At 42.5% G+C, this 19,500-nt stretch carries 18 protein-coding genes and 1 riboswitch; of the genes, 6 read left to right on the forward strand and 12 right to left on the reverse strand.

Annotated elements, in window-relative coordinates:
- Window positions 1-18: 18 nt before the first annotated feature.
- Both dusC and rhlE read right to left on the reverse strand, forming a co-directional pair.
- Window positions 19-969 carry a tRNA dihydrouridine(16) synthase DusC gene (gene dusC / locus AC3Z9T_RS06725; RefSeq protein WP_490125436.1) on the reverse strand — a complete coding sequence of 317 codons (951 nt, stop codon included), beginning with the start codon at window positions 967-969 and terminating at the stop codon, window positions 19-21.
- Window positions 969-2,318, reverse strand: coding sequence for an ATP-dependent RNA helicase RhlE (gene rhlE / locus AC3Z9T_RS06730; RefSeq protein WP_490125437.1), 1,350 nt, complete (start codon window positions 2,316-2,318; stop codon window positions 969-971). The genes dusC and rhlE overlap by 1 nt, the downstream gene beginning before the upstream one ends.
- 294 nt (window positions 2,319-2,612) lie before the next feature.
- Here rhlE and AC3Z9T_RS06735 point away from each other — a divergent pair, with 294 nt between their 5' ends.
- The 5 genes from AC3Z9T_RS06735 (at window position 2,613) to AC3Z9T_RS06755 (ending at window position 8,417) form a co-directional block, all read left to right on the forward strand.
- Complete coding sequence (locus AC3Z9T_RS06735) at window positions 2,613-3,299, forward strand: CerR family C-terminal domain-containing protein (RefSeq protein WP_490125438.1); 687 nt, start codon at window positions 2,613-2,615, stop codon at window positions 3,297-3,299.
- Window positions 3,300-3,412: 113 nt separating this feature from the next.
- Entirely contained in the window at window positions 3,413-4,408 is a 996-nt protein-coding gene (hlyD, locus tag AC3Z9T_RS06740; RefSeq protein WP_490125439.1) for a secretion protein HlyD, read from the forward strand.
- Between the two features lie 8 nt (window positions 4,409-4,416).
- Window positions 4,417-6,159 carry an ATP-binding cassette domain-containing protein gene (locus AC3Z9T_RS06745; RefSeq protein ID WP_490125440.1) on the forward strand — a complete coding sequence of 581 codons (1,743 nt, stop codon included), beginning with the start codon at window positions 4,417-4,419 and terminating at the stop codon, window positions 6,157-6,159.
- The gene (locus AC3Z9T_RS06750; RefSeq protein WP_490125441.1) at window positions 6,156-7,298 is read left to right on the forward strand and encodes an ABC transporter permease; all 1,143 of its coding nucleotides are present in this window, start codon (window positions 6,156-6,158) and stop codon (window positions 7,296-7,298) included. Before AC3Z9T_RS06745 ends, AC3Z9T_RS06750 begins: the two co-directional genes overlap by 4 nt.
- A gap of 12 nt (window positions 7,299-7,310) precedes the next feature.
- A complete protein-coding gene (locus AC3Z9T_RS06755; protein WP_490125442.1) occupies window positions 7,311-8,417 on the forward strand; it encodes an ABC transporter permease in 1,107 nt (368 codons plus the stop codon).
- 58 nt (window positions 8,418-8,475) lie between these two features.
- Here AC3Z9T_RS06755 and AC3Z9T_RS06760 read toward each other — a convergent pair whose 3' ends face one another.
- The 5 genes from AC3Z9T_RS06760 to moaA form a co-directional block, all read right to left on the reverse strand.
- Window positions 8,476-9,183, reverse strand: a complete 708-nt coding sequence (locus tag AC3Z9T_RS06760; protein WP_490125443.1) for a Bax inhibitor-1/YccA family protein — start codon at window positions 9,181-9,183, stop codon at window positions 8,476-8,478.
- Window positions 9,184-9,323: 140 nt separating this feature from the next.
- Window positions 9,324-9,776, reverse strand: coding sequence for a molybdopterin synthase catalytic subunit MoaE (gene moaE, locus AC3Z9T_RS06765; protein ID WP_490125557.1), 453 nt, complete (start codon window positions 9,774-9,776; stop codon window positions 9,324-9,326).
- Window positions 9,777-9,778: 2 nt separating this feature from the next.
- Entirely contained in the window at window positions 9,779-10,024 is a 246-nt protein-coding gene (moaD, locus tag AC3Z9T_RS06770; RefSeq protein ID WP_490125444.1) for a molybdopterin synthase sulfur carrier subunit, read from the reverse strand.
- Window positions 10,021-10,500 (reverse strand): cyclic pyranopterin monophosphate synthase MoaC, encoded by a 480-nt coding sequence (gene moaC, locus AC3Z9T_RS06775; RefSeq protein WP_490125445.1) that lies wholly within the window; start codon window positions 10,498-10,500, stop codon window positions 10,021-10,023. The genes moaD and moaC overlap by 4 nt, the downstream gene beginning before the upstream one ends.
- A 27-nt stretch (window positions 10,501-10,527) precedes the next feature.
- The gene (gene moaA / locus AC3Z9T_RS06780) at window positions 10,528-11,508 is read right to left on the reverse strand and encodes a GTP 3',8-cyclase MoaA (RefSeq protein ID WP_490125446.1); all 981 of its coding nucleotides are present in this window, start codon (window positions 11,506-11,508) and stop codon (window positions 10,528-10,530) included.
- A riboswitch (molybdenum cofactor riboswitch) is annotated at window positions 11,498-11,638 on the reverse strand. It overlaps the preceding gene by 11 nt.
- A 611-nt stretch (window positions 11,639-12,249) precedes the next feature.
- On the opposite strand from moaA, the gene yvcK reads away from it, so the two are divergent.
- Window positions 12,250-13,158 (forward strand): uridine diphosphate-N-acetylglucosamine-binding protein YvcK, encoded by a 909-nt coding sequence (gene yvcK / locus AC3Z9T_RS06785; protein WP_490125447.1) that lies wholly within the window; start codon window positions 12,250-12,252, stop codon window positions 13,156-13,158.
- A 65-nt stretch (window positions 13,159-13,223) separates the two neighbouring features.
- Here the strand turns inward: yvcK and uvrB are convergent, their stop codons facing one another.
- The 5 genes from uvrB to bioB all read right to left on the reverse strand — a co-directional run bounded on the left by uvrB (window position 13,224) and on the right by bioB (window position 19,495).
- Entirely contained in the window at window positions 13,224-15,242 is a 2,019-nt protein-coding gene (uvrB, locus tag AC3Z9T_RS06790; RefSeq protein ID WP_490125448.1) for an excinuclease ABC subunit UvrB, read from the reverse strand.
- A 637-nt stretch (window positions 15,243-15,879) separates the two neighbouring features.
- Window positions 15,880-16,554, reverse strand: a complete 675-nt coding sequence (gene bioD / locus AC3Z9T_RS06795) for a dethiobiotin synthase (protein ID WP_490125449.1) — start codon at window positions 16,552-16,554, stop codon at window positions 15,880-15,882.
- A complete protein-coding gene (bioC, locus tag AC3Z9T_RS06800) occupies window positions 16,547-17,323 on the reverse strand; it encodes a malonyl-ACP O-methyltransferase BioC (RefSeq protein WP_490125450.1) in 777 nt (258 codons plus the stop codon). Before bioC ends, bioD begins: the two co-directional genes overlap by 8 nt.
- Window positions 17,304-18,458, reverse strand: coding sequence for an 8-amino-7-oxononanoate synthase (gene bioF, locus AC3Z9T_RS06805; protein ID WP_490125451.1), 1,155 nt, complete (start codon window positions 18,456-18,458; stop codon window positions 17,304-17,306). The genes bioC and bioF overlap by 20 nt, the downstream gene beginning before the upstream one ends.
- Window positions 18,458-19,495: a biotin synthase BioB gene (gene bioB, locus AC3Z9T_RS06810; protein ID WP_490125452.1), complete on the reverse strand. Its 1,038-nt coding sequence runs from the start codon at window positions 19,493-19,495 to the stop codon at window positions 18,458-18,460. The genes bioF and bioB overlap by 1 nt, the downstream gene beginning before the upstream one ends.
- Between the last annotated feature and the right edge of the window lie 5 nt (window positions 19,496-19,500).

Genomic DNA, 19,500 nt, shown 5'->3' on the forward strand with positions numbered 1-19,500 from the left:
TGATTGACCAAAAAATAATCAAACCACTTGATTATTGACTTCTTTTTCTATTATCTCAGCAATATCACCTGCACTCTTTAAAGCTCGAATATGTGAAAATAGTTCGTCAGCCTGTGTATATTCTTTACGTAAATAACCTAACCACTGTTTAATGCGCGCTGCGTGGTAATGTCCTGTATCTCCAAGTTTTTCCAGCTCTGTGTATTTTAAAAGCAATTGACCAACTTGCTCCCAAGACATTTTAGGCTGATTTTTTTTCACTACATGGCTAAGATTTGGTGTATTGAGCGCACCTCGCCCAATCATGATTGCATCACAACCGGTGATCTCTAAACAACGTTGTGCACTTTCGTAATCCCAAATTTCACCATTTGCAATGACTGGAATTGAAAGACGCCGCCGAATGTCACCAATCGCTTGCCAGTTGATCTTTTCTGCTCGATAGCCATCTTCTTTGGTTCGGCCATGTACAGTCAACTCACTAGCTCCAGCTTGTTCGGCTGCATCAGCGATCTCATGGCAAAATTGGCTATCATCCCACCCCAATCTAATTTTTACCGAAACCGGTAATTCTTTTGGAACAGCCTCTCGCATCGCTTTTGCTGCTCGATAAATCAGATCAGGCTGTTTTAATAATGTCGCACCGCCCCCATGGCCATTCACTGTTTTGGAAGGGCATCCACAATTGAGATCAACCCCCCAAGAACCTAATTGGACCGCACGGTTAGCATTTTCAGCCAACCATTCAGGGTGCTGCCCTAACAGCTGTACCCGCACTAACGTCCCCGATGGGGTTTTGCTACCATGATGCAGCTCAGGGCAAAGCCGATAAAATGTTTTAGCTGGCAACAAGGTATCAACAACCCGCACAAACTCAGTAATACAGAGGTCATAATCATTGACCTCACTAAGCAAAGAGCGGACTAATGGATCCAGAACACCTTCCATGGGGGCAAGCAATACTCGCATTAACCTTCACCGTGGCTCTGACGCACTTTCTTTTGTGCACTTTTCCATGGAGAAGCAGAAGCTGGTTTACCTTTTGATGCATTAGCTCCTTCACGGCGTGGCTTTGCTGGTGCCTTATTATTAAAACGTGTAGTTCGTTTTTCACTACCACCACGGCGTTCATTATTGCGTTGAGGCCCTTTTTGAATAGGCTCAGCTTTAATAGATGGATCAGGTTCATAGCCATCAATTGCCATGATAGGAATTGATTTCTTCAATAATTTCTCAATGTCTTTTAAAAGTTTTAGCTCATCGACACAAACTAAAGAAATCGCTTTACCTGTTGCTTCTGCTCGCCCTGTACGGCCGATACGGTGAACATAATCCTCTGCAACATTAGGCAGTTCAAAATTAACGACATATGGTAATTGTTCAATATCCAGCCCACGTGCCGCAATATCAGTTGCCACTAAAACACGAATATCACCTGATTTGAAATCAGCTAATGCACGAGTTCGTGCGCCTTGGCTTTTATTGCCATGAATGGCTGCCGCTTTAACACCATCTTTATTTAAGTGCTCTGCAAGACGGTTTGCACCATGTTTGGTTCTAGTAAAAACGAGGACTTGCTGCCAGTTTTCACGCCCAATCATATGCGATAACAATTCAGCCTTACGTTTTTTATCGACATGATGTACGTATTGAGTCACTTGCTCAGAGGCTGAATTACGTGGAGCAACTTCAATTGTTACTGGGTTATTCAATAATTTGTTGGCTAACTGCTTAATTTCATCTGAAAACGTTGCAGAAAACAGTAAATTTTGGCGTTTCTTCGGTAATTTATTGATTACACGACGGATATCATGAATGAAGCCCATATCCAACATCCGATCAGCTTCATCAAGCACAAACACTTCAACTTGTGATAAATCCACTGCATTTTGATGTTCTAAATCGAGTAAACGACCCGGAGTCGCGATCAAAATATCAACGCCACCGCGTAGTTTCATCATTTGCGGATTAATGCTCACGCCACCAAATACCACAAATGAGCGCACTCTTAAGTGACGGCTATATTCTTTAACGTTCTCAGCAACCTGCGCAGCAAGTTCTCGAGTTGGCGTTAAAATTAGTGCACGAATGGGTTTTCTGTCTTTCCCTACTCGTGGAGTAGAAATTAATTTTTGTAAAATAGGTAAAGTAAAACCTGCTGTTTTACCCGTTCCTGTTTGCGCACTCGCTAAGAGATCATTGCCTGCAAGCACCGCAGGGATAGCCTGCTGTTGAATTGGCGTAGGGGCTTCGTAGCCTAGCTCATTTATTGCAAGCAGGATTTCCTCGTTTAACGCGAGGTCAGAAAAACTAGTCAAATTAAATTACTCCAGGCTTCACCCCTCTGAGTCATCAGAGGCAGTTCGAGGGGAAGGATCATATCAGAGAAGAAAAAAGTGCAAACTGCCGTGCTATTGCTGAAAATTCTAACATTATTTAGGCCTAATAAGTATATTAATTTAGTTTGGAAAATAAATTAATATAAAATCACCTCGATATAGTATATATAACTATTAGACGCTAGAAGCTGTCGTTTTCTGTCACTGATTTACGCCAAAAGCCGTGTAGAGCTAGTTAAGGTGACATTTAATTTTGACTGTTAAGGAACTTGCATGATCATAAACACACCATCAACACATCGAGGAGAACACGCCAGAGTGCAGTTGTTATACGCAGCTGCTGATGTCTATGGTGAATTAGGCTTAGATGGAGCAACCACAAGAAAAATTGCTCAAGTATCAGGCCAAAACATTGCCGCCATTTCCTATTATTTTGGTTCAAAAGAAGGGCTATATTTAGCTGTTGCCCAATTGATTGCAGACACAGTAAAAGAGAATTTTTGCCAGACGTTAGCGGAGATTGATACTTATCTAGAGCAAACCGTCCCTGAGCCTGATAAGGCAATCACGCTGCTACAAAAAACACTGGTAGGCTATAACTATTTCCAATTGGAAAAAAAGAATCTAAGTTTCACACGGATCCTCGCAAGAGAACAGCTCAATCCGACCGAAGCTTATACCATTATCCATGAACAAGCGCTGGGTCCTATTTATACAAAACTTAATAGACTTATTGCAATTTATATAGGCTCTGATCCCAATAACCTAACAACACTGATACAAACCCATGCAATTCTTGGGGAAACCCTCTCTTTTCGTATTGCTAGAGAAACTCTTCTACGGCAAACGGGTTGGAAACACATTAATGAGGATGAATACAAAATCATTAATCAAGTACTTATCGAGCACACCAATATTTTATTAGAGGGATTGCGCCATCGCAAAGAAGCGGAAAAGTGATATGATTAATCTATAAAATAGTTATAGGTTATGGTCGCAGTTTGATAGCTAATGGATGTCACCATCAACACTGCGACTTAAAGCACGTATCACCAACTCAAATAAGGCGAATTATGAACAATAAACGTCGTTCTGTTTTTGTCATTCTTATTGTCATAGTCATCAGTTTAGTTGCAAGTGGTTATTATTGGTATCAATCACAGCAAGATAAAACATTAACGTTATATGGTAATGTTGATGTACGAACTGTAAACCTTGGTTTTCGAGTTGGTGGGAAACTCACTTCTTTAGCCGTTGATGAAGGTGCTCGAGTAACTCGTGGGCAATCATTAGGGCAACTTGATGAAGCCCCCTACATTAATGCATTAAATAAGGCCAAAGGGGTTAGGGACAGTGCTAAAGCCCAATTGGCCATGAAAGAAAAAGGCTATCGCACTCAAGAAATTGCTCAAGTCGAGTCAGAAGTTGCGCAAAAACAAGCCGCATGGCAATACGCAGAGAGTTTTTATCAGCGCCAACAAGGACTAGCAGCTTCTCATGTGATTTCAGCTAATGAATTAGATAATACCAAAACTAATCGCAACCAAGCTCTGGCTGCCTTGAAAGCCGCACAGGACAAACTCAATCAATACCAAAGTGGTTTTCGTCAAGAAGAAATAGAAGCTGCTCGAGGCGAATGGTTACAGGCAGAAGCAACTGTTGCACAAGCAGAATTAGATTTAACAGATACACAATTAATCGCTCCTAGTGATGGCACGATCCTCACTCGAGCAATCGAACCCGGTACAATTGTCGCCACAGGGAGCACTGTTTTTAGTGTCACATTGACTCATCCAGTTTGGGTACGTGCCTATGTGAATGAACCTAATTTAGGCTCAGCAGTACCCGGTAAAGAAGTTTTACTGTATACCGATAGCCGCCCGGACATACCTTATCACGGAACCATCGGTTTTGTTTCACCAACAGCGGAGTTTACCCCTAAAAGCGTACAGACCCCGGAATTACGCACCGATTTAGTTTATCGATTACGCATTATTGTTAATGATCCTGATGATGCATTACGTCAAGGTATGCCAGTAACCGTCCGCTTTGCTAATACAGAGCAATAGGGTTCATTATGAATGAGCCTGATTATTGCATTCGACTTCAAGGCGTTGAAAAAATATTTCAAGGCTTAAACTCCCCTGCCGTTGAAAGACTAACCACAGAAATCTACGGTGGCTCTGTTACAGGTTTGGTTGGGCCTGATGGTGCAGGGAAAACCACCTTAATGCGTATGTTAGCGGGTTTATTAAAACCTGATTCAGGCACAATCAGCCTAATGGGGCTAGATCCGATCAAGGACAGTGTTCAGGTGCATGCTAACTTAGGTTACATGCCACAAAAATTTGGTTTATATGAAGATTTGACGGTTCAAGAGAATCTCGACCTGTATGCTGATCTACGTGGCGTTTTAGGTGAAGAAAGAAAAAAAACCTACCAACAACTGCTCACATTTACCGATCTCACCAATTTTACTCAGAGACTGGCAGGTAAACTATCAGGTGGTATGAAACAAAAATTGGGGCTGGCCTGTACTCTACTAGGTAAACCCAAAGTATTGCTTTTAGATGAACCAGGGGTTGGTGTTGACCCTATTGCCCGCCGCGAACTGTGGCAGATGGTACACACTTTGGCTGATGAAGGTATGTTGATCCTTTGGAGCACATCTTATCTGGATGAAGCGCAGCAATGTAAAGAGGTACTATTACTTAATCAAGGAAAATTGCTTTATTCAGGTCAACCACAAAACTTGACCCAAAAAATGGTAGGACGCTCATTTTTATTAGAGGTTCCCGCCACAAATAAGCGTACTACACTACAAAATGCCTTGGTATTACCGGAAACAACGGATGGAGTGATCCAAGGCCGCTATGTACGACTTATTTTAAAACCTAATGCATCACAAGACTCGCTATTGCATGGTTTAAATATGCCTGATGGTAAGCTGATTAAAGCAGAGCCTCGCTTTGAAGATGCCTTCATTGACCTACTCGGTGGGGGACCATCACATCGCTCAGAGCTAGCCGCCATCATGCCACAAATCCCTGCCAATCCAAGCGAAACTGTCATTGAAGCACGTAATTTGACGAAAAAATTTGGTGACTTCGCAGCAACAGATACCGTTAATTTCCAAGTAAAACGCGGTGAAATTTTTGGTTTACTTGGTCCAAACGGCGCGGGCAAATCAACCACCTTTAAAATGATGTGTGGTTTGATGAAACCGACTGAAGGCCAAGCCTTAGTACTCGGTATGGATTTAAAAACCAGTTCTGATAAAGCACGGCAACACCTCGGTTATATGGCACAAAAATTTTCGCTTTATAGCAATTTGAAAGTTGGACAAAATCTTAAGTTCTTCTCAGGCGTCTATGGTCTTCATGGTAAGCACCAAAACCAAAAAATCGCTGAAATGGTTGAAGCGTTTAATTTTACGCCAATCATTCATCAAGAAACCGAATCATTGCCACTGGGATTCAAGCAACGCCTTGCCCTAGCCTGTTCATTAATGCATGAACCCGATATTTTGTTTCTCGATGAACCCACATCAGGGGTTGACCCCCTGACCCGTCGTGAATTTTGGCTACATATAAATGGCATGGTGGATAGAGGTGTGACCGTTATGGTGACCACCCATTTTATGGATGAAGCTGAATATTGCGATCGGATCGGGCTAGTGTATCACGGTAAAATCATCGCGGCAGGCACGCCTGATGATCTAAAGCAACAAGTCGCTACTGAAAATAATCCCAATCCATCAATGGAAGATGCTTTTATCAATCTAATCCTCAATTACGATATGCAGCAGGAGGAACAATGAGCGCCTCTACCGCATCCCATTTTTCTTGGCGCAGGCTGAAAGCCTTGTGTATTAAAGAAAGCAAACAGATAATCCGTGATCCAAGTAGCGCCTTAATTGCTGTCGTGATCCCGTTAATGTTGTTATTTATTTTTGGCTACGGGATTAATTTAGATTCAAGCCAATTACGTGTTGGTGTGCTCATGGATCAGCAGAGCCATGAAGCCAGAGAGCTAGTCGATACTTTTACAGGCTCTCCATTTATTGATGCAACGGTCAGTGATAACCGTCAAGCGCTGATTGATAAAATGCAGGCCGGCGAACTTCGAGGAATTGTCGTCATCCCTGTTAATTTTTCAGAGCAACTTTTGCGCCCCGATGGCCATGCTTCGATACAGGTAATCACCGATGGTAGCGAGCCTAATACTGCTAATTTTGTCCAAGCTTATACTAAAGGTGTTTGGCATACATGGCTGATACAACAAGGGGAAAATAAAGGTTACCCAACCGCTCCTCTCATTGAGCTGAATATGCGCTATTGGTTCAATGAAGCAGCAATTAGTCAGCATTTTATTATTCCAGGTGCAATAAGTATCATCATGACGGTGGTTGGTGCCATTTTAACATCACTGGTGGTTGCACGTGAATGGGAACGCGGCACCATGGAGGCACTACTCTCTACACAAATCACTCGAACTGAATTGTTACTATCTAAATTATTACCGTATCAAGTACTTGGTACTTTTGTGATGCTCCTGTGTATGGTGGTCACCACTGGTGTTCTCGGTGTACCTTATCGAGGCTCACTGTTAGTGCTCTTTTTAATCACTAGCCTTTACTTAGCAACTGCGCTTGGAATGGGGTTATTGATTTCAACCATTACACGTAACCAATTTAATGCAGCCATGGTGGCATTGAATGCCGCGTTTTTACCTGCGATCATGCTTTCGGGGTTTATTTTTGAAATATCCAGCATGCCCATTTTCATTCAGATAGTGACGTATTTTATTCCTGCGCGCTATTTTGTTAGCAGTCTGCAAACGCTATTTCTAGCCGGTGATATTTATGTCGTACTGCTGACTGATCTGCTGTTACTCATCGCATCAGCCATACTATTTATTGGCTTAACTGCATGGAAAACACGTCGTCGGCTTGATTGATAAGGACTGGATATGTTTTATCGCTTATATACCTTGATCATGAAAGAGTTACAGTCCTTATTGCAAGAGAAGCAGACTCGGATCATTTTGATCATGCCTGTCATTTTCCAAATGATCTTATTCCCTCTGGCTGCAACACTCGAAGTAACAAATACAACTATCGCCATTTTTGATCAGGATGGCGGGCAACATTCCATTGAATTAACTCAACGGCTCGCCAAAGCAAAAGCCTTCTCTACCGTGTTGTTACTCAAAAATGAACATGAAATCCGCGAAACACTAGATAACCGTAAAAGCTTACTGATTGTAAGATTTGGGCAAAATTTTAGTGCTGATATTGATAGCCAACATACTGCAAATATGATGTTGTTACTAGATGGACGTAATTCTAACAGTGCACAAATTGCTGCTAATTACATTGAACAAATAGTCTTGCAATACCAAAGTGAGCTTACCGCAGGTAAGCCTTTGGCAAATAACAGTGAGTTGGTTGTGCGTAATTGGTACAACCCAAACCTCGATTATAAATGGTTTATCGTGCCATCATTGGTTGCGTTGATCACTACCATCGGTGTGCTGATTGTGACTTCACTTTCGATTGCCCGTGAAGCTGAACAAGGCACTCTAGACCAATTGCTTGTATCACCATTAACCACTTGGCAAATTTTTATTGGTAAAGCGGTTCCTGCACTGATAATTGCAACCGCTCAGGCTACCTTGGTACTGGTGATTGGTATCTTCTGTTATCAAATACCTTTTGCAGGATCCTTGCTGCTGTTCTATGCCACTATGATTTTCTATGGCTTATCATTGGTTGGTTTTGGTTTATTAATTTCAGCGTTGTGCTCCACTCAGCAGCAAGCTTTTATTGGCGTATTTGTCTTTATGATGCCAGCCGTTTTACTGTCCGGTTATATTTCACCGGTTGAAAATATGCCCGTTTGGCTACAGGACATTACATGGATAAACCCTATTCGCCACTTTACTGAAATTACCAAACAAATTTATTTGAAAGATGCTCATTTCGATGTGGTGTGGCATAGCCTATGGCCACTACTGGTTATCTCTATTATAACCAGTTCATTTGCTTATTATCTATTCCGCAAAAAAACGGCATAAAAAACCCTTGCTAAAAAATAGCAAGGGTCTGTATTTGTTTGTCAATATTGGCGAATTATTAGCGACGGTCGCCAAAAATACGCAGCAACATCAGGAACAGGTTGATAAAGTCCAGATACAGGTTTAATGCACCTAAGATAGCGAATTTACGCATATTTTCTTTATCTTGCACGTCGATTTGTGCACCCATTTCTTTTAATTTTTGAGTGTCATATGCAGTTAGACCAGCAAAAATTAACACGCCTGCATAAGTGATAACCCAGTACATAGCTGAACTTTGCATCCAGATGTTAACTAATGATGCCACGATCAAACCAATCAGCGCCATGAACAGGAAGTTACCCATGCCACTCAAGCTACGTTTAGTGGTATAACCGTAGAAGCTCAACGCACCAAACATCACTGCGGTGATGATAAAGGTGCCCACAACAGACTCTTGTGTATATACGGCAAGGATCACCGAGAGTGTCACACCTGTCAGCATCGAGTAGAGCATAAACATACCCGTTGCCACCATGCCACTCATACGTGGTAATAAGAAAGACAAGCCCAATACTAGGCCAAATTGTACAACCACTAAACCGATAATAATACCTTGGCTTAGCTGTATTTTACCGCTCATTAATAGACCCAGCGTGTACCAAGCAACAAAAGCAGTCAGCAACAGGCCAACGGTCATCCAACCATACACCTGTGACATAAATGTCTGAATGCCGGCACTGCTGCGCTGGACAAGAGAATCATTACGTTGATCGAATCGATCCATGATGGTTACCCTTCATACATTAGTAAGAAACGACCACAGCAATGTGATGTGCCGTAGCCAGACAATATCCTACAAAGTTTATCACAATTTATTGACATTAACATTCAACAAACTCAAAACTACGAGGGGAATTCAGATGATTACCAACGCTTTGCAGAAGCCTCATCGCTGTCTTTTGCTTCGACCCAACGTTCATTATCAGGCAGTGTTTCTTTCTTCCAAAATGGGGCTTTGGTTTTTAAATAATCCATAATAAATTCAGCAGCCTGAAATGCTGCGCCACGGTGAGCACTGGTTACCCCTACAAACACAATTTCCTCGCCGGGCTGTAAGGTACCAATTCTATGGATCACACTAACTCGCTGTAGTTCCCAACGTTGGCGTGATTCTATCACAATATTCGATAATGCTTTTTCGGTCATACCAGGGTAATGTTCAAGGGTTAATGCAGCAACACTATCCCCTAAATTATGATTTCTGACCTTCCCCGTAAATGTCACCACTGCACCGTCACTGTCACATTGTGCTAGCCACTGGTATTGCTCACCCACACTAAAATTTTCAGTTTGAACTGCAATATGGGTATTTTCCATCATTAGCCCCCTGTAACAGGCGGGAAAAAAGCCACTTCATCACCATCAACTAATGGATGATCAGTCGCAACGAAAGATTGGTTGACTGCGGCCAATAACTTGCCATCTTCTAAAGCTAGCGCCCAGCGTTCCCCTTTATCAGCCAGTGCCTGACGTAAGCTTTCTACATTTGGGTAGTGTTCTGAGATATCTAAGCGATCAGTCCCTACCAATTCACGCACTTGTGCAAAAAATAGAACTGTGATCATGCATCCACCTTAAAATGACCTGATTTTCCACCCGTTTTTTCGAGTAAACGAATCGGCCCAATCACCATATCTTTTTGAACGGCTTTACACATATCATAAATAGTCAACGCCGCGACAGATGCGGCAGTCAAGGCTTCCATCTCCACACCCGTTTTGCCCGTTAAGCGGCAGCAGGATCCAATACGTACTTGGTTCTGTTCAGGTAACGCTTGTAAGGTCACTTCAACCTTTGTGAGCAGTAATGGATGGCACAGAGGGATCAGTTCCCATGTTTTTTTTGCTGCTTGGATCCCAGCAATACGGGCGGTAGCAAACACATCACCCTTATGATGGCTCCCTTCAATAATCATCGCTAAAGTTTCTTTGTTCATGGTGACAAAGGCTTCGGCTCTTGCCTCTCGGACAGTTTCCGCTTTCGCAGAAACATCAACCATATGCGCTTCACCCGACGCATTGATGTGAGTCAGCTGTGACATAGTTTCTCCTGAAAAATCAAAAATCAGTTAACCGCCAATAACGGATAAATTTGGGGTAATACCGCTGTCACCCATGTGCAGGAAGTGAGTTTCACGTTTAAATTTCAGCCCACTTTGAATACGCGCTTTGAGTGCTTCGTTTTGGTTATCATCACCCAGCAAATCACGTAACGGAATACCATTTTCACCAAATAAACATAAATGAAGGTTTCCAAGGGAAGAAACACGCAGGCGATTACAGCTTTGGCAAAAATCTTTCTCATAAGGCATGATCAAGCCAATTTCGCCTTGATAGTCAGGGTGACTAAACACTTGTGCAGGACCATCACTACGCGTGCGAGGAACACTGTACCAGCCTTCTTGAACAAGGCGATCACGAATGGTTTCACCCGATACATGGTAACGATTAAAGAGATCGCTCCCCTCCCCTGTTTCCATTAATTCGATAAAACGTAACTGAATCGGGCGATGCTTAATCCAATTTAAAAATGATTTAAGTGCAATATCGTTGACGTTTTTCATCAATACAGCATTGACTTTAATTTTCTCAAATCCTGCGTCAAAGGCAGCATCAATCCCTTTCATCACCTGATAGAACTTGTCTTGACCGGTTATTGCTGCAAACTGCCGAGGATCTAAGCTATCAACACTGACGTTAATCGCCCCCAGTCCAGCATCTTTCCATTGCTGCACATCACGCGCCATACGATAGCCATTAGTGGTAACTGCGATTTTATTAATGGATTGGTTTTCATTTATCGCAGCAATGATATCGGTAAAATCTTTGCGCATGGTGGGCTCGCCGCCGGTAATGCGGACTTTTTCCGTGCCTAATTCAGCAAAAGCACGGCTAACACGCTGAATTTCACTCAGCGATAAAAATTCGTGGCGACCACTTGGTTTATAGCCATTTGGAAGACAGTATGTGCAACGGAAGTTGCAAACATCTGTGATGGATAAACGGAGATAGTAAAACTTCCGAGCAAATTGATCGACAAGCTGCTGCATAATGACACCTTTCCAAATACGGGAGATGCAGACATTTCTATCTTACACCCTGGTGGCTCAAAGGCCACGGCCAAAGCATCATATTCGCGATAACGAACTTAGACACAAAGGCTAGGAGTTATGTTTATCACTAAGCCAACAAAGCTAGCATATTGATAGAAATTCAAAATTGCTCACTCTGTTCACTTAATTTATGTAGGGATTTTAGCGTAAAAGAAAGGAAAAAGCGAATTTGAATTTCGATATATAATATATTATACAACGACTTACCGTTAAGTTACCTCTTTGTTAATTCAGTATAAATTTAAAGTACTCAAGATCCTACATGTCTCATCTATATTCGCTTTGCGATGGATCATCAGATTGGAAAATAAGCTAACTAAACGTGACAAACAAAACAGTACGACTAATTAAGAACAATCTTATCGGGTATCCACATCAATTGTTGATCACCTTTAAATAGTCTAAAAAAGAAATGATAGATAATTGGTTTTATCTAAGTGGTAATTTCAACTTTTTGTCACTAATTTTGGCTATATGCCCTAAATAATTCTAGGTGCAGCTAGACGGCCAACAACCCTGCAACTTGAAGTATGACGAGTGTATGCGCTTAGTGAAGTATTTTATGATACATTAGCGCCGCTTTGTTATTAGAGTGATTAATAGCATTAGATTAGGTCTAGCAATGCAATAACACGGTATAATGCCGTGGTTTTGGAAAATAACGAATATAGGAACACTATGCCGAATAGTAGTTTGACGGATTTTAGGCATGTTGTCGCCCTTGGGGGCGGACATGGGCTTGGTCGTGTAATGTCTTCTCTCTCCTCTTTAGGTTCTCGATTAACCGGTATTGTAACCACGACTGATAATGGTGGTTCAACAGGCCGTATCCGTCGAGCTGAAGGGGGGATCGCATGGGGAGATATGCGTAACTGCTTGAATCAATTGATAACTGAACCGTCTATTGCGTCAGCGATGTTTGAGTACCGTTTCAGTGGCAATGGTGAACTTTCAGGACACAACTTAGGTAATCTAATGTTGAAATCATTAGATCACCTAAGTGTCCGCCCTCTTGAAGCAATTAATCTGATCCGCAATATGCTGAAAGTGGAAGCTAAACTGATCCCTATGTCAGAATCCCCTGTCGATTTGATGGCAATCGATGATATGGGCAATGAAGTTTATGGCGAAGTGAACGTCGATGCTTTAGTTGAATTACCCCAAGAACTACGCCTCTACCCTAGAGTCAAAGCTACCGCAGAAGCGATCGAGGCAATCCACCAATCTGATTTAATTTTAATTGGTCCTGGAAGCTTCTTTACCAGCCTTATGCCATTATTACTCCTTGATGACATCACTAATGCATTACGTGAATGCAAAGCGCCAATGATTTATATCGGTAATCTTGGAAAAGAACTTAGTACATCGGCCGCCAACCTAACCTTAAAAGAAAAATTGGCGATGATGGAACAGCATATTGGCTGCAAAAAAATTAATGCGGTCATTGTTGGTCCAAGAACCAATATTGAACCCATTCGCCATGAGCGCTTAATCACTCAATGCATACTCGAAGCTGACGATATTCCTTATCGCCACGATCGTAAGTTACTTTTGCAAGCTATCGAAGAAACCGTGCGCTTGTTTTAACTTATCGCTCAAAAGGCTAATGGCTGGAAGTGGCCCTATTAGCCTTCAATTGCCCAATATATTCGTCACGAATTTGCAATAAAACGTTCTCTTAGTTCCTGCAATTGATCCCTCACATTCGCTGCGGCCTCAAATTCCAAGTCTTGGGCGTGCTTATACATTTGCGCTTCAAGCTGAGAAATGCGTTGTTCCAACTCTTTAGTCGACAGCAACTGAATATCATCACGTTTATCTGTTTTTGCACTCTCTTTGCCACGACCTTTCGATTTACCGCCCACTTTATGGCCGATCTGCAAGATATCGCCAACCTTCTTATTCAAGCCTTGTGGAACAATGCCATGTTCTTCGTTAAAGGCCATCTGCTTGGCTCGGCGACGCTCTGTTTCTTTAATGGCTTTGTCCATAGAATTAGTGATTTTATCACCATACAAAATCGCTTTGCCATTTAAGTTACGCGCAGCACGACCAATTGTTTGGATAAGTGAACGTTCTGAACGCAAGAACCCCTCTTTATCGGCATCCAAAATGGCAACCAGAGAGACTTCTGGCATATCGAGGCCTTCTCTGAGTAGGTTGATCCCCACCAGCACATCAAATTCGCCTAAGCGCAAATCACGAATGATTTCGACACGTTCCACCGTATCAATATCTGAATGGAGGTAACGTACACGTTCACCATGCTCTTCGAGATATTCGGTTAAATCTTCCGCCATCCGTTTTGTCAGCGTTGTGACCAGCACTCGCTCATTTTTCTGAGCACGAATGCGGATCTCTGAGAGTAAATCATCAACTTGTGTCGTCACAGGGCGAACTTCAATGATAGGATCCAGCAACCCTGTAGGCCTTACTACCTGCTCTATAACTTCCGAACCTGACTTTTCAATTTCATAGTTACCCGGCGTTGCCGACACATAAATCGTTTGTGGTGCTAACGCTTCAAACTCTTCGAAACGCATTGGTCGGTTATCAAGTGCAGAAGGCAGGCGAAACCCATACTCAACTAAAGTTTCTTTACGCGAGCGGTCGCCTTTATACATAGCACCAATTTGTGGAATGGTAACGTGTGATTCATCCACCACCAATAAACCGTCAGCTGGTAGGTAATCAAATAATGTTGGTGGTGGCTCACCTGGTGCTCGACCAGATAGATAACGTGAATAGTTTTCAATCCCTGAGCAATAACCTAGCTCATTCATCATTTCTAAATCGAACTGAGTCCGTTGCGTTATCCGTTGCTCTTCAAGCAGTTTATGATTCTCAAGCAGCACTTTACGCCTATCAACAAGCTCGACTTTGATCTGCTCCATCGCTTCGAGGATCCGTTCCCTTGGTGTCACATAGTGTGTTTTCGGGTACACCGTAAAACGTGGCACGCGATGTTGAATTTGCCCTGTTAGCGGATCAAATAACGAGAGGCGCTCAACTTCTTCATCAAATAGTTCAACGCGAAGTGCGTATTCATCTGATTCTGCTGGGAAGATATCAATTACCTCACCACGGACACGGAAAGTACCACGAGTAAATGCTTGGTCATTGCGGGTATATTGTAGATCGGCTAAACGACGCAAAATGGATCGCTGATCGATGATCATCCCATCAGTCAGGTGCAGCATCATTTTTAAATAGCTATCGGGATCGCCAAGACCATAAATGGCAGAAACAGAAGCCACCACGATCACATCACGACGCTCCAGTAAGGCTTTTGTCGCTGATAAACGCATCTGTTCAATATGTTCGTTAACAGAAGCATCTTTTTCAATAAAAGTATCTGAGCTTGGCACATACGCCTCAGGCTGATAATAATCGTAGTAAGAAACAAAATACTCAACCGCGTTATCAGGGAAGAAGGCTTTCATTTCGCTATACAATTGTGCAGCCAATGTTTTGTTATGTGCCATCAACATTGTTGGGCGATTTTCTTTGGCAATCACATTGGCAATAGTAAAGGTTTTACCTGAACCCGTTACACCAAGCAATGTTTGGTGTGCTAGGCCATCCACCAACCCTTCAGAAAGCCTGCGAATCGCTTCGGGTTGGTCCCCTCCGGGTTGGAAATCAGAATACAACTTAAATTCTTTACTCATTAATAACGCCTCTTAGCCGATCTCAGCTCCTATAATACTGGATAAAAAACCAGCTTCAACCCCCTAGTTTAAATATTCTCTCTCAATACATTTATCTTCTCGCAAAATCAGGTTATCCCCAAAATTTTACTTGACCTGAATTGATTTATATATTTTATGCTGATGCCATTCAGGGTCCTATCTCAAATCCTAATTTGTATATTGATTTTATTTAACTAGTTGTATTAGATAATTATTATTTATAAGCCTGAAATCACAGCAAATAAAGGCGAAGCCGCTTGTTGCCTTGGATGCAGTTACTTTTTTAGATCTAATTCACAAGGTTATCCACAGAAATAGTGGATAACTCTGCAATCCCTTTTGCCTACAGCGTTCCCGTTCCTTTACAAAAGTGACTGTTAGCGAGTATATGACATGCAAATGATGTTTTGATGAAAATATTTTTACGCTGTATTTATGACAAAAACAATATTTACTCTGTTTTAGCAGATCCGAGTTGACAAAAAAGGCGGGTCAACGATCCAAAATTGCCGTTTACACAGAATAAACAGGAACATAACAATTAAGCTAGTAAGATCCACTAGATAGCAGGTCGCTTACTTTTAATTGTCATATTTAGATTATTTATTTTTCTGTCCTACAACAAAGACAAATCAACATACTGCCCCACATCCAAAAATTTATCGCCATTTTGATAAGGTATGATGCCAAGGCAAGGTGCGTTGATCGAACGGTGTAATGTCTCTAAATATTCGGCTTGATAAGTTCCCGCTGGCTCGACTTCATTTGCAATCCAACCCACCAATTTTAGTCCTGACTGTTGGATCGCCAGTGCGGTGAGTAATGCATGATTAATGCAACCCAATTTGATGCCAACCACCATGATCACGGGTAATTGTTGCTCCATGACCCAATCTGCATAACTTTGTTGTGCAGATAATGGTGTATACCAACCGCCAGCTCCTTCAACTAACACCCATTGCGCTTTAGACTGCAACTGCTTTAACCCATCGCTCATCACTGAAAACTCAATTGGCTGTCCAACTTTTTCACTAATAATATGCGGGGAGGTTGGTGCCTCAAATACAATTGGGTTCACTTCTTGGTAGGTTAGTGACAATGTGCTATTTGCTTGTAAAAAAAGTGCATCACTATTACGTAACCCCTGTGCTGTCTGTTCGCTGCCTGAAGCGACGGGTTTGTACCCTGCGGTTTGATAGCCCAATTGTTTAGCCGCTTGCAATAATGCACAGCTGGCCACCGTTTTACCCACCTCTGTGTCTGTGCCAGTTACAAAATAAGTTTTAGTCACGATAAATTATTCCAAATACGGTTTGATATGTGAGCTCTAAGCCATTCACTGATACAGGGTAAGCACTCTCAAGTTGCTGTAATCGCTGCCTTGTCATCAATCCACCTTGTCGCCCTGCGGTAAGATGGGTCGCGCCAATCCCTTTTAATGAATTGAGTAATCGAGCCAAATCAGCAAAATACAGCTTATCAGGCTGAAGCAATAATTGATGTTTCCATGGTTGGCAACTCGAGGTGATCTGCTCAAAACTCAAAAACTGATTCACATGTGAATAGCCATCTAACCTAGCCCACGCTTGTGATAGTTCAGATAAAGAGCCTTCTGCAAGTGTAGTAAAAACAATCACGCCACCACTTTTAGTCACTCGATGCAATTCAGTCAGAGCGAGTGATAAGTCAGAACACCATTGGATAGCTAAATTAGAAAAAACAATATCGAAAGTTTGATCAGTAAAAGGCAACGCTTCCATATCTGCACAAATATACTGTTTCGCGGCATTTTTATGGCGCGCGACATCCAACATACCGGACGATAAGTCCAATGCCGTCACTTCAGCTCCTTGTGCTTTGATTATTTGGCTGAAAAAGCCTGTGCCACAGCCAACATCAATCACTTTTTTAGCACTTAAATTCACCTGTGCAGACGCTAATAAATCCAGTAATTGATGGCCGCTATTTTGCTGATAATAAGCTATTGAATCATAGCGTTTTGCTGCTTTACCAAACGCCGAAGCGATCTTTTGTTTTTCATCACTTAATGGCAAAACCATTTAGCGCCTCCAACAGTTGATCGATATCTTGTTGATGATGAGCTGCACTCAAAGTGATGCGTAGTCGTGCACTTCCGGGCGGAACGGTGGGTGGACGGATCGCTTGTACCCATAGCCCTTTTTGCCGCAGATAATCCGCAAGTTGTAAGCTGACATCATTATCACCAACAATGACAGGCTGAATTGCCATCTGAGAGTCCGCTAACTGCATACCACTGAACTGACTATTTTCTCTAAAATATTCAATATATTGGCTAAGCCGCTCTCTCGCTTCATCCGCTGCACGGATCTGCTGTAATGCCGCAGACAGCGCAACAGCCTGAGCCGGTGGCATTGATGTACTATAAATAAGATGACGAGCGGCTTGGATAAAGTAATCGGCGGTCGCTTCATCACACAAAACAGCAGCGCCACTCAAACCAAATGCTTTGCCAAAGGTGACAATCAGTAATTCAGGTTTGATATCATACACATCGCAACTACCACGCCCTTCTCGCCCTCGCACACCAATACCATGCGCATCGTCAACCATTAACCATGCATTGTGTTGTGCAGCAAGCCGCTGTACTTCAGTAAGCGGAGCGCAATCACCATCCATACTAAAAACGCCTTCGGTAATGACCAGTGTTTTTCCTTCTGCTGGATGAGCTAACAACTTTTCCAATGATGATGGGCTGTTGTGGGTAAAACGCCGCAGATTAGCGCTAGATAGCATGGATGCTTCAAGGATCGAAGCATGGCTGAGTTTATCGGCTAAAATACGATCGCCTTGTTCCATCAAGGCTGTGATCACGGCTTGATTTGCGGCAAAACCAGAAATAAACAGCAGTGCTCTTGGATAACCTAGCCATTCAGACAAGGCATTTTCGAGTTGATAATGAGCACGAGAGAAGCCTGTTACATGCCCCGAACCACCACTGCCAGTGCCATATTCAGCGGCCCCCTGCTGCCAAGCTTCAACAACTTTAGGATGGTGACTTAATCCTAAATAGTCATTGCCTGAAAAATTCAGATAATGGTGACCATCAACCTGTAATTCACGCCCTGTATTATGTTCAACGCAGGTTCGCTTGCGCCAAATAGAATTCTGCCGGCGCTGTTCGAGCTGCGCTTGAATAAAAGATTGCCAACTCATTAGATAGCCGCGTTGTAAAACTGTTGGTTATCGGCTGTCAGAATTTTTTCGGCTAAATGCGCGGCTTGTTGATTATCACCATCACTCACTTCAATACGTTCAGGGTTAATATTGAGTTTTTTGAATAATGCCAAATCTTTGTTTTCATCTGGATTGGGTGTTGTCAGCAGCTTACAGCCATAAAATACTGAGTTTGCGCCAGCCATAAAACAGAGAGCTTGAGTTTGCTCATTCATGTATTCACGGCCCGCTGATAAACGTACATAAGAAGTCGGCATCATGATCCGTGCAACGGCAATAGTACGAATAAAATCAAATGCATCGACATCTTCATTATCCGCCATTGGCGTTCCTTCAACCTTCATCAACATGTTGATCGGCACACTTTCAGGTGGTTTAGGCAAATTAGCGAGCTGTACCAATAATGCAGCACGATCACTGACTTTCTCACCTAAGCCTAAAATTCCCCCTGAACACACTTTGATACCTGCGCTACGCACATTGTCCAATGTATCCAAGCGGTCTTGATAAGTTCGTGTGGTAATAATATTACCGTAGTATTCAGGTGAGGTATCAAGGTTATGGTTGTAATAATCAAGCCCTGCTTCTGCAAGACGCTGCGCTTGATTATCATCGATCATACCGAGTGTCATGCAAGTTTCCATACCAAGGGATTTGACCTCTTTGACCATCATTTCAAGGTAAGGCATGTCTCGTTCACGTGGATTGCGCCATGCAGCTCCCATACAGAAACGCGTTGAGCCTGCCTGTTTGGCCTTTTTGGCGGATTCTAATACTTGCTGAACTTCCATTAGACGTTCAGTTTCTAAACCTGTTTTGTAACGAGCACTCTGTGCACAGTATTTACAGTCTTCAGGACAAGCACCTGTTTTGATTGATAGCAAAGTACTGACTTGCACTTGCTGTGGGTCAAAATGCTGTCGGTGAATTTGCTGAGCTTGAAATAGCAGTTCAAAGAAAGGCATTGAAAACAATTCATTAGCCTGTTTAGTTGTCCACTTTCTTAATTCGCTCACGGCAG

This window comes from Providencia sp. 6390 (assembly GCF_058148425.1).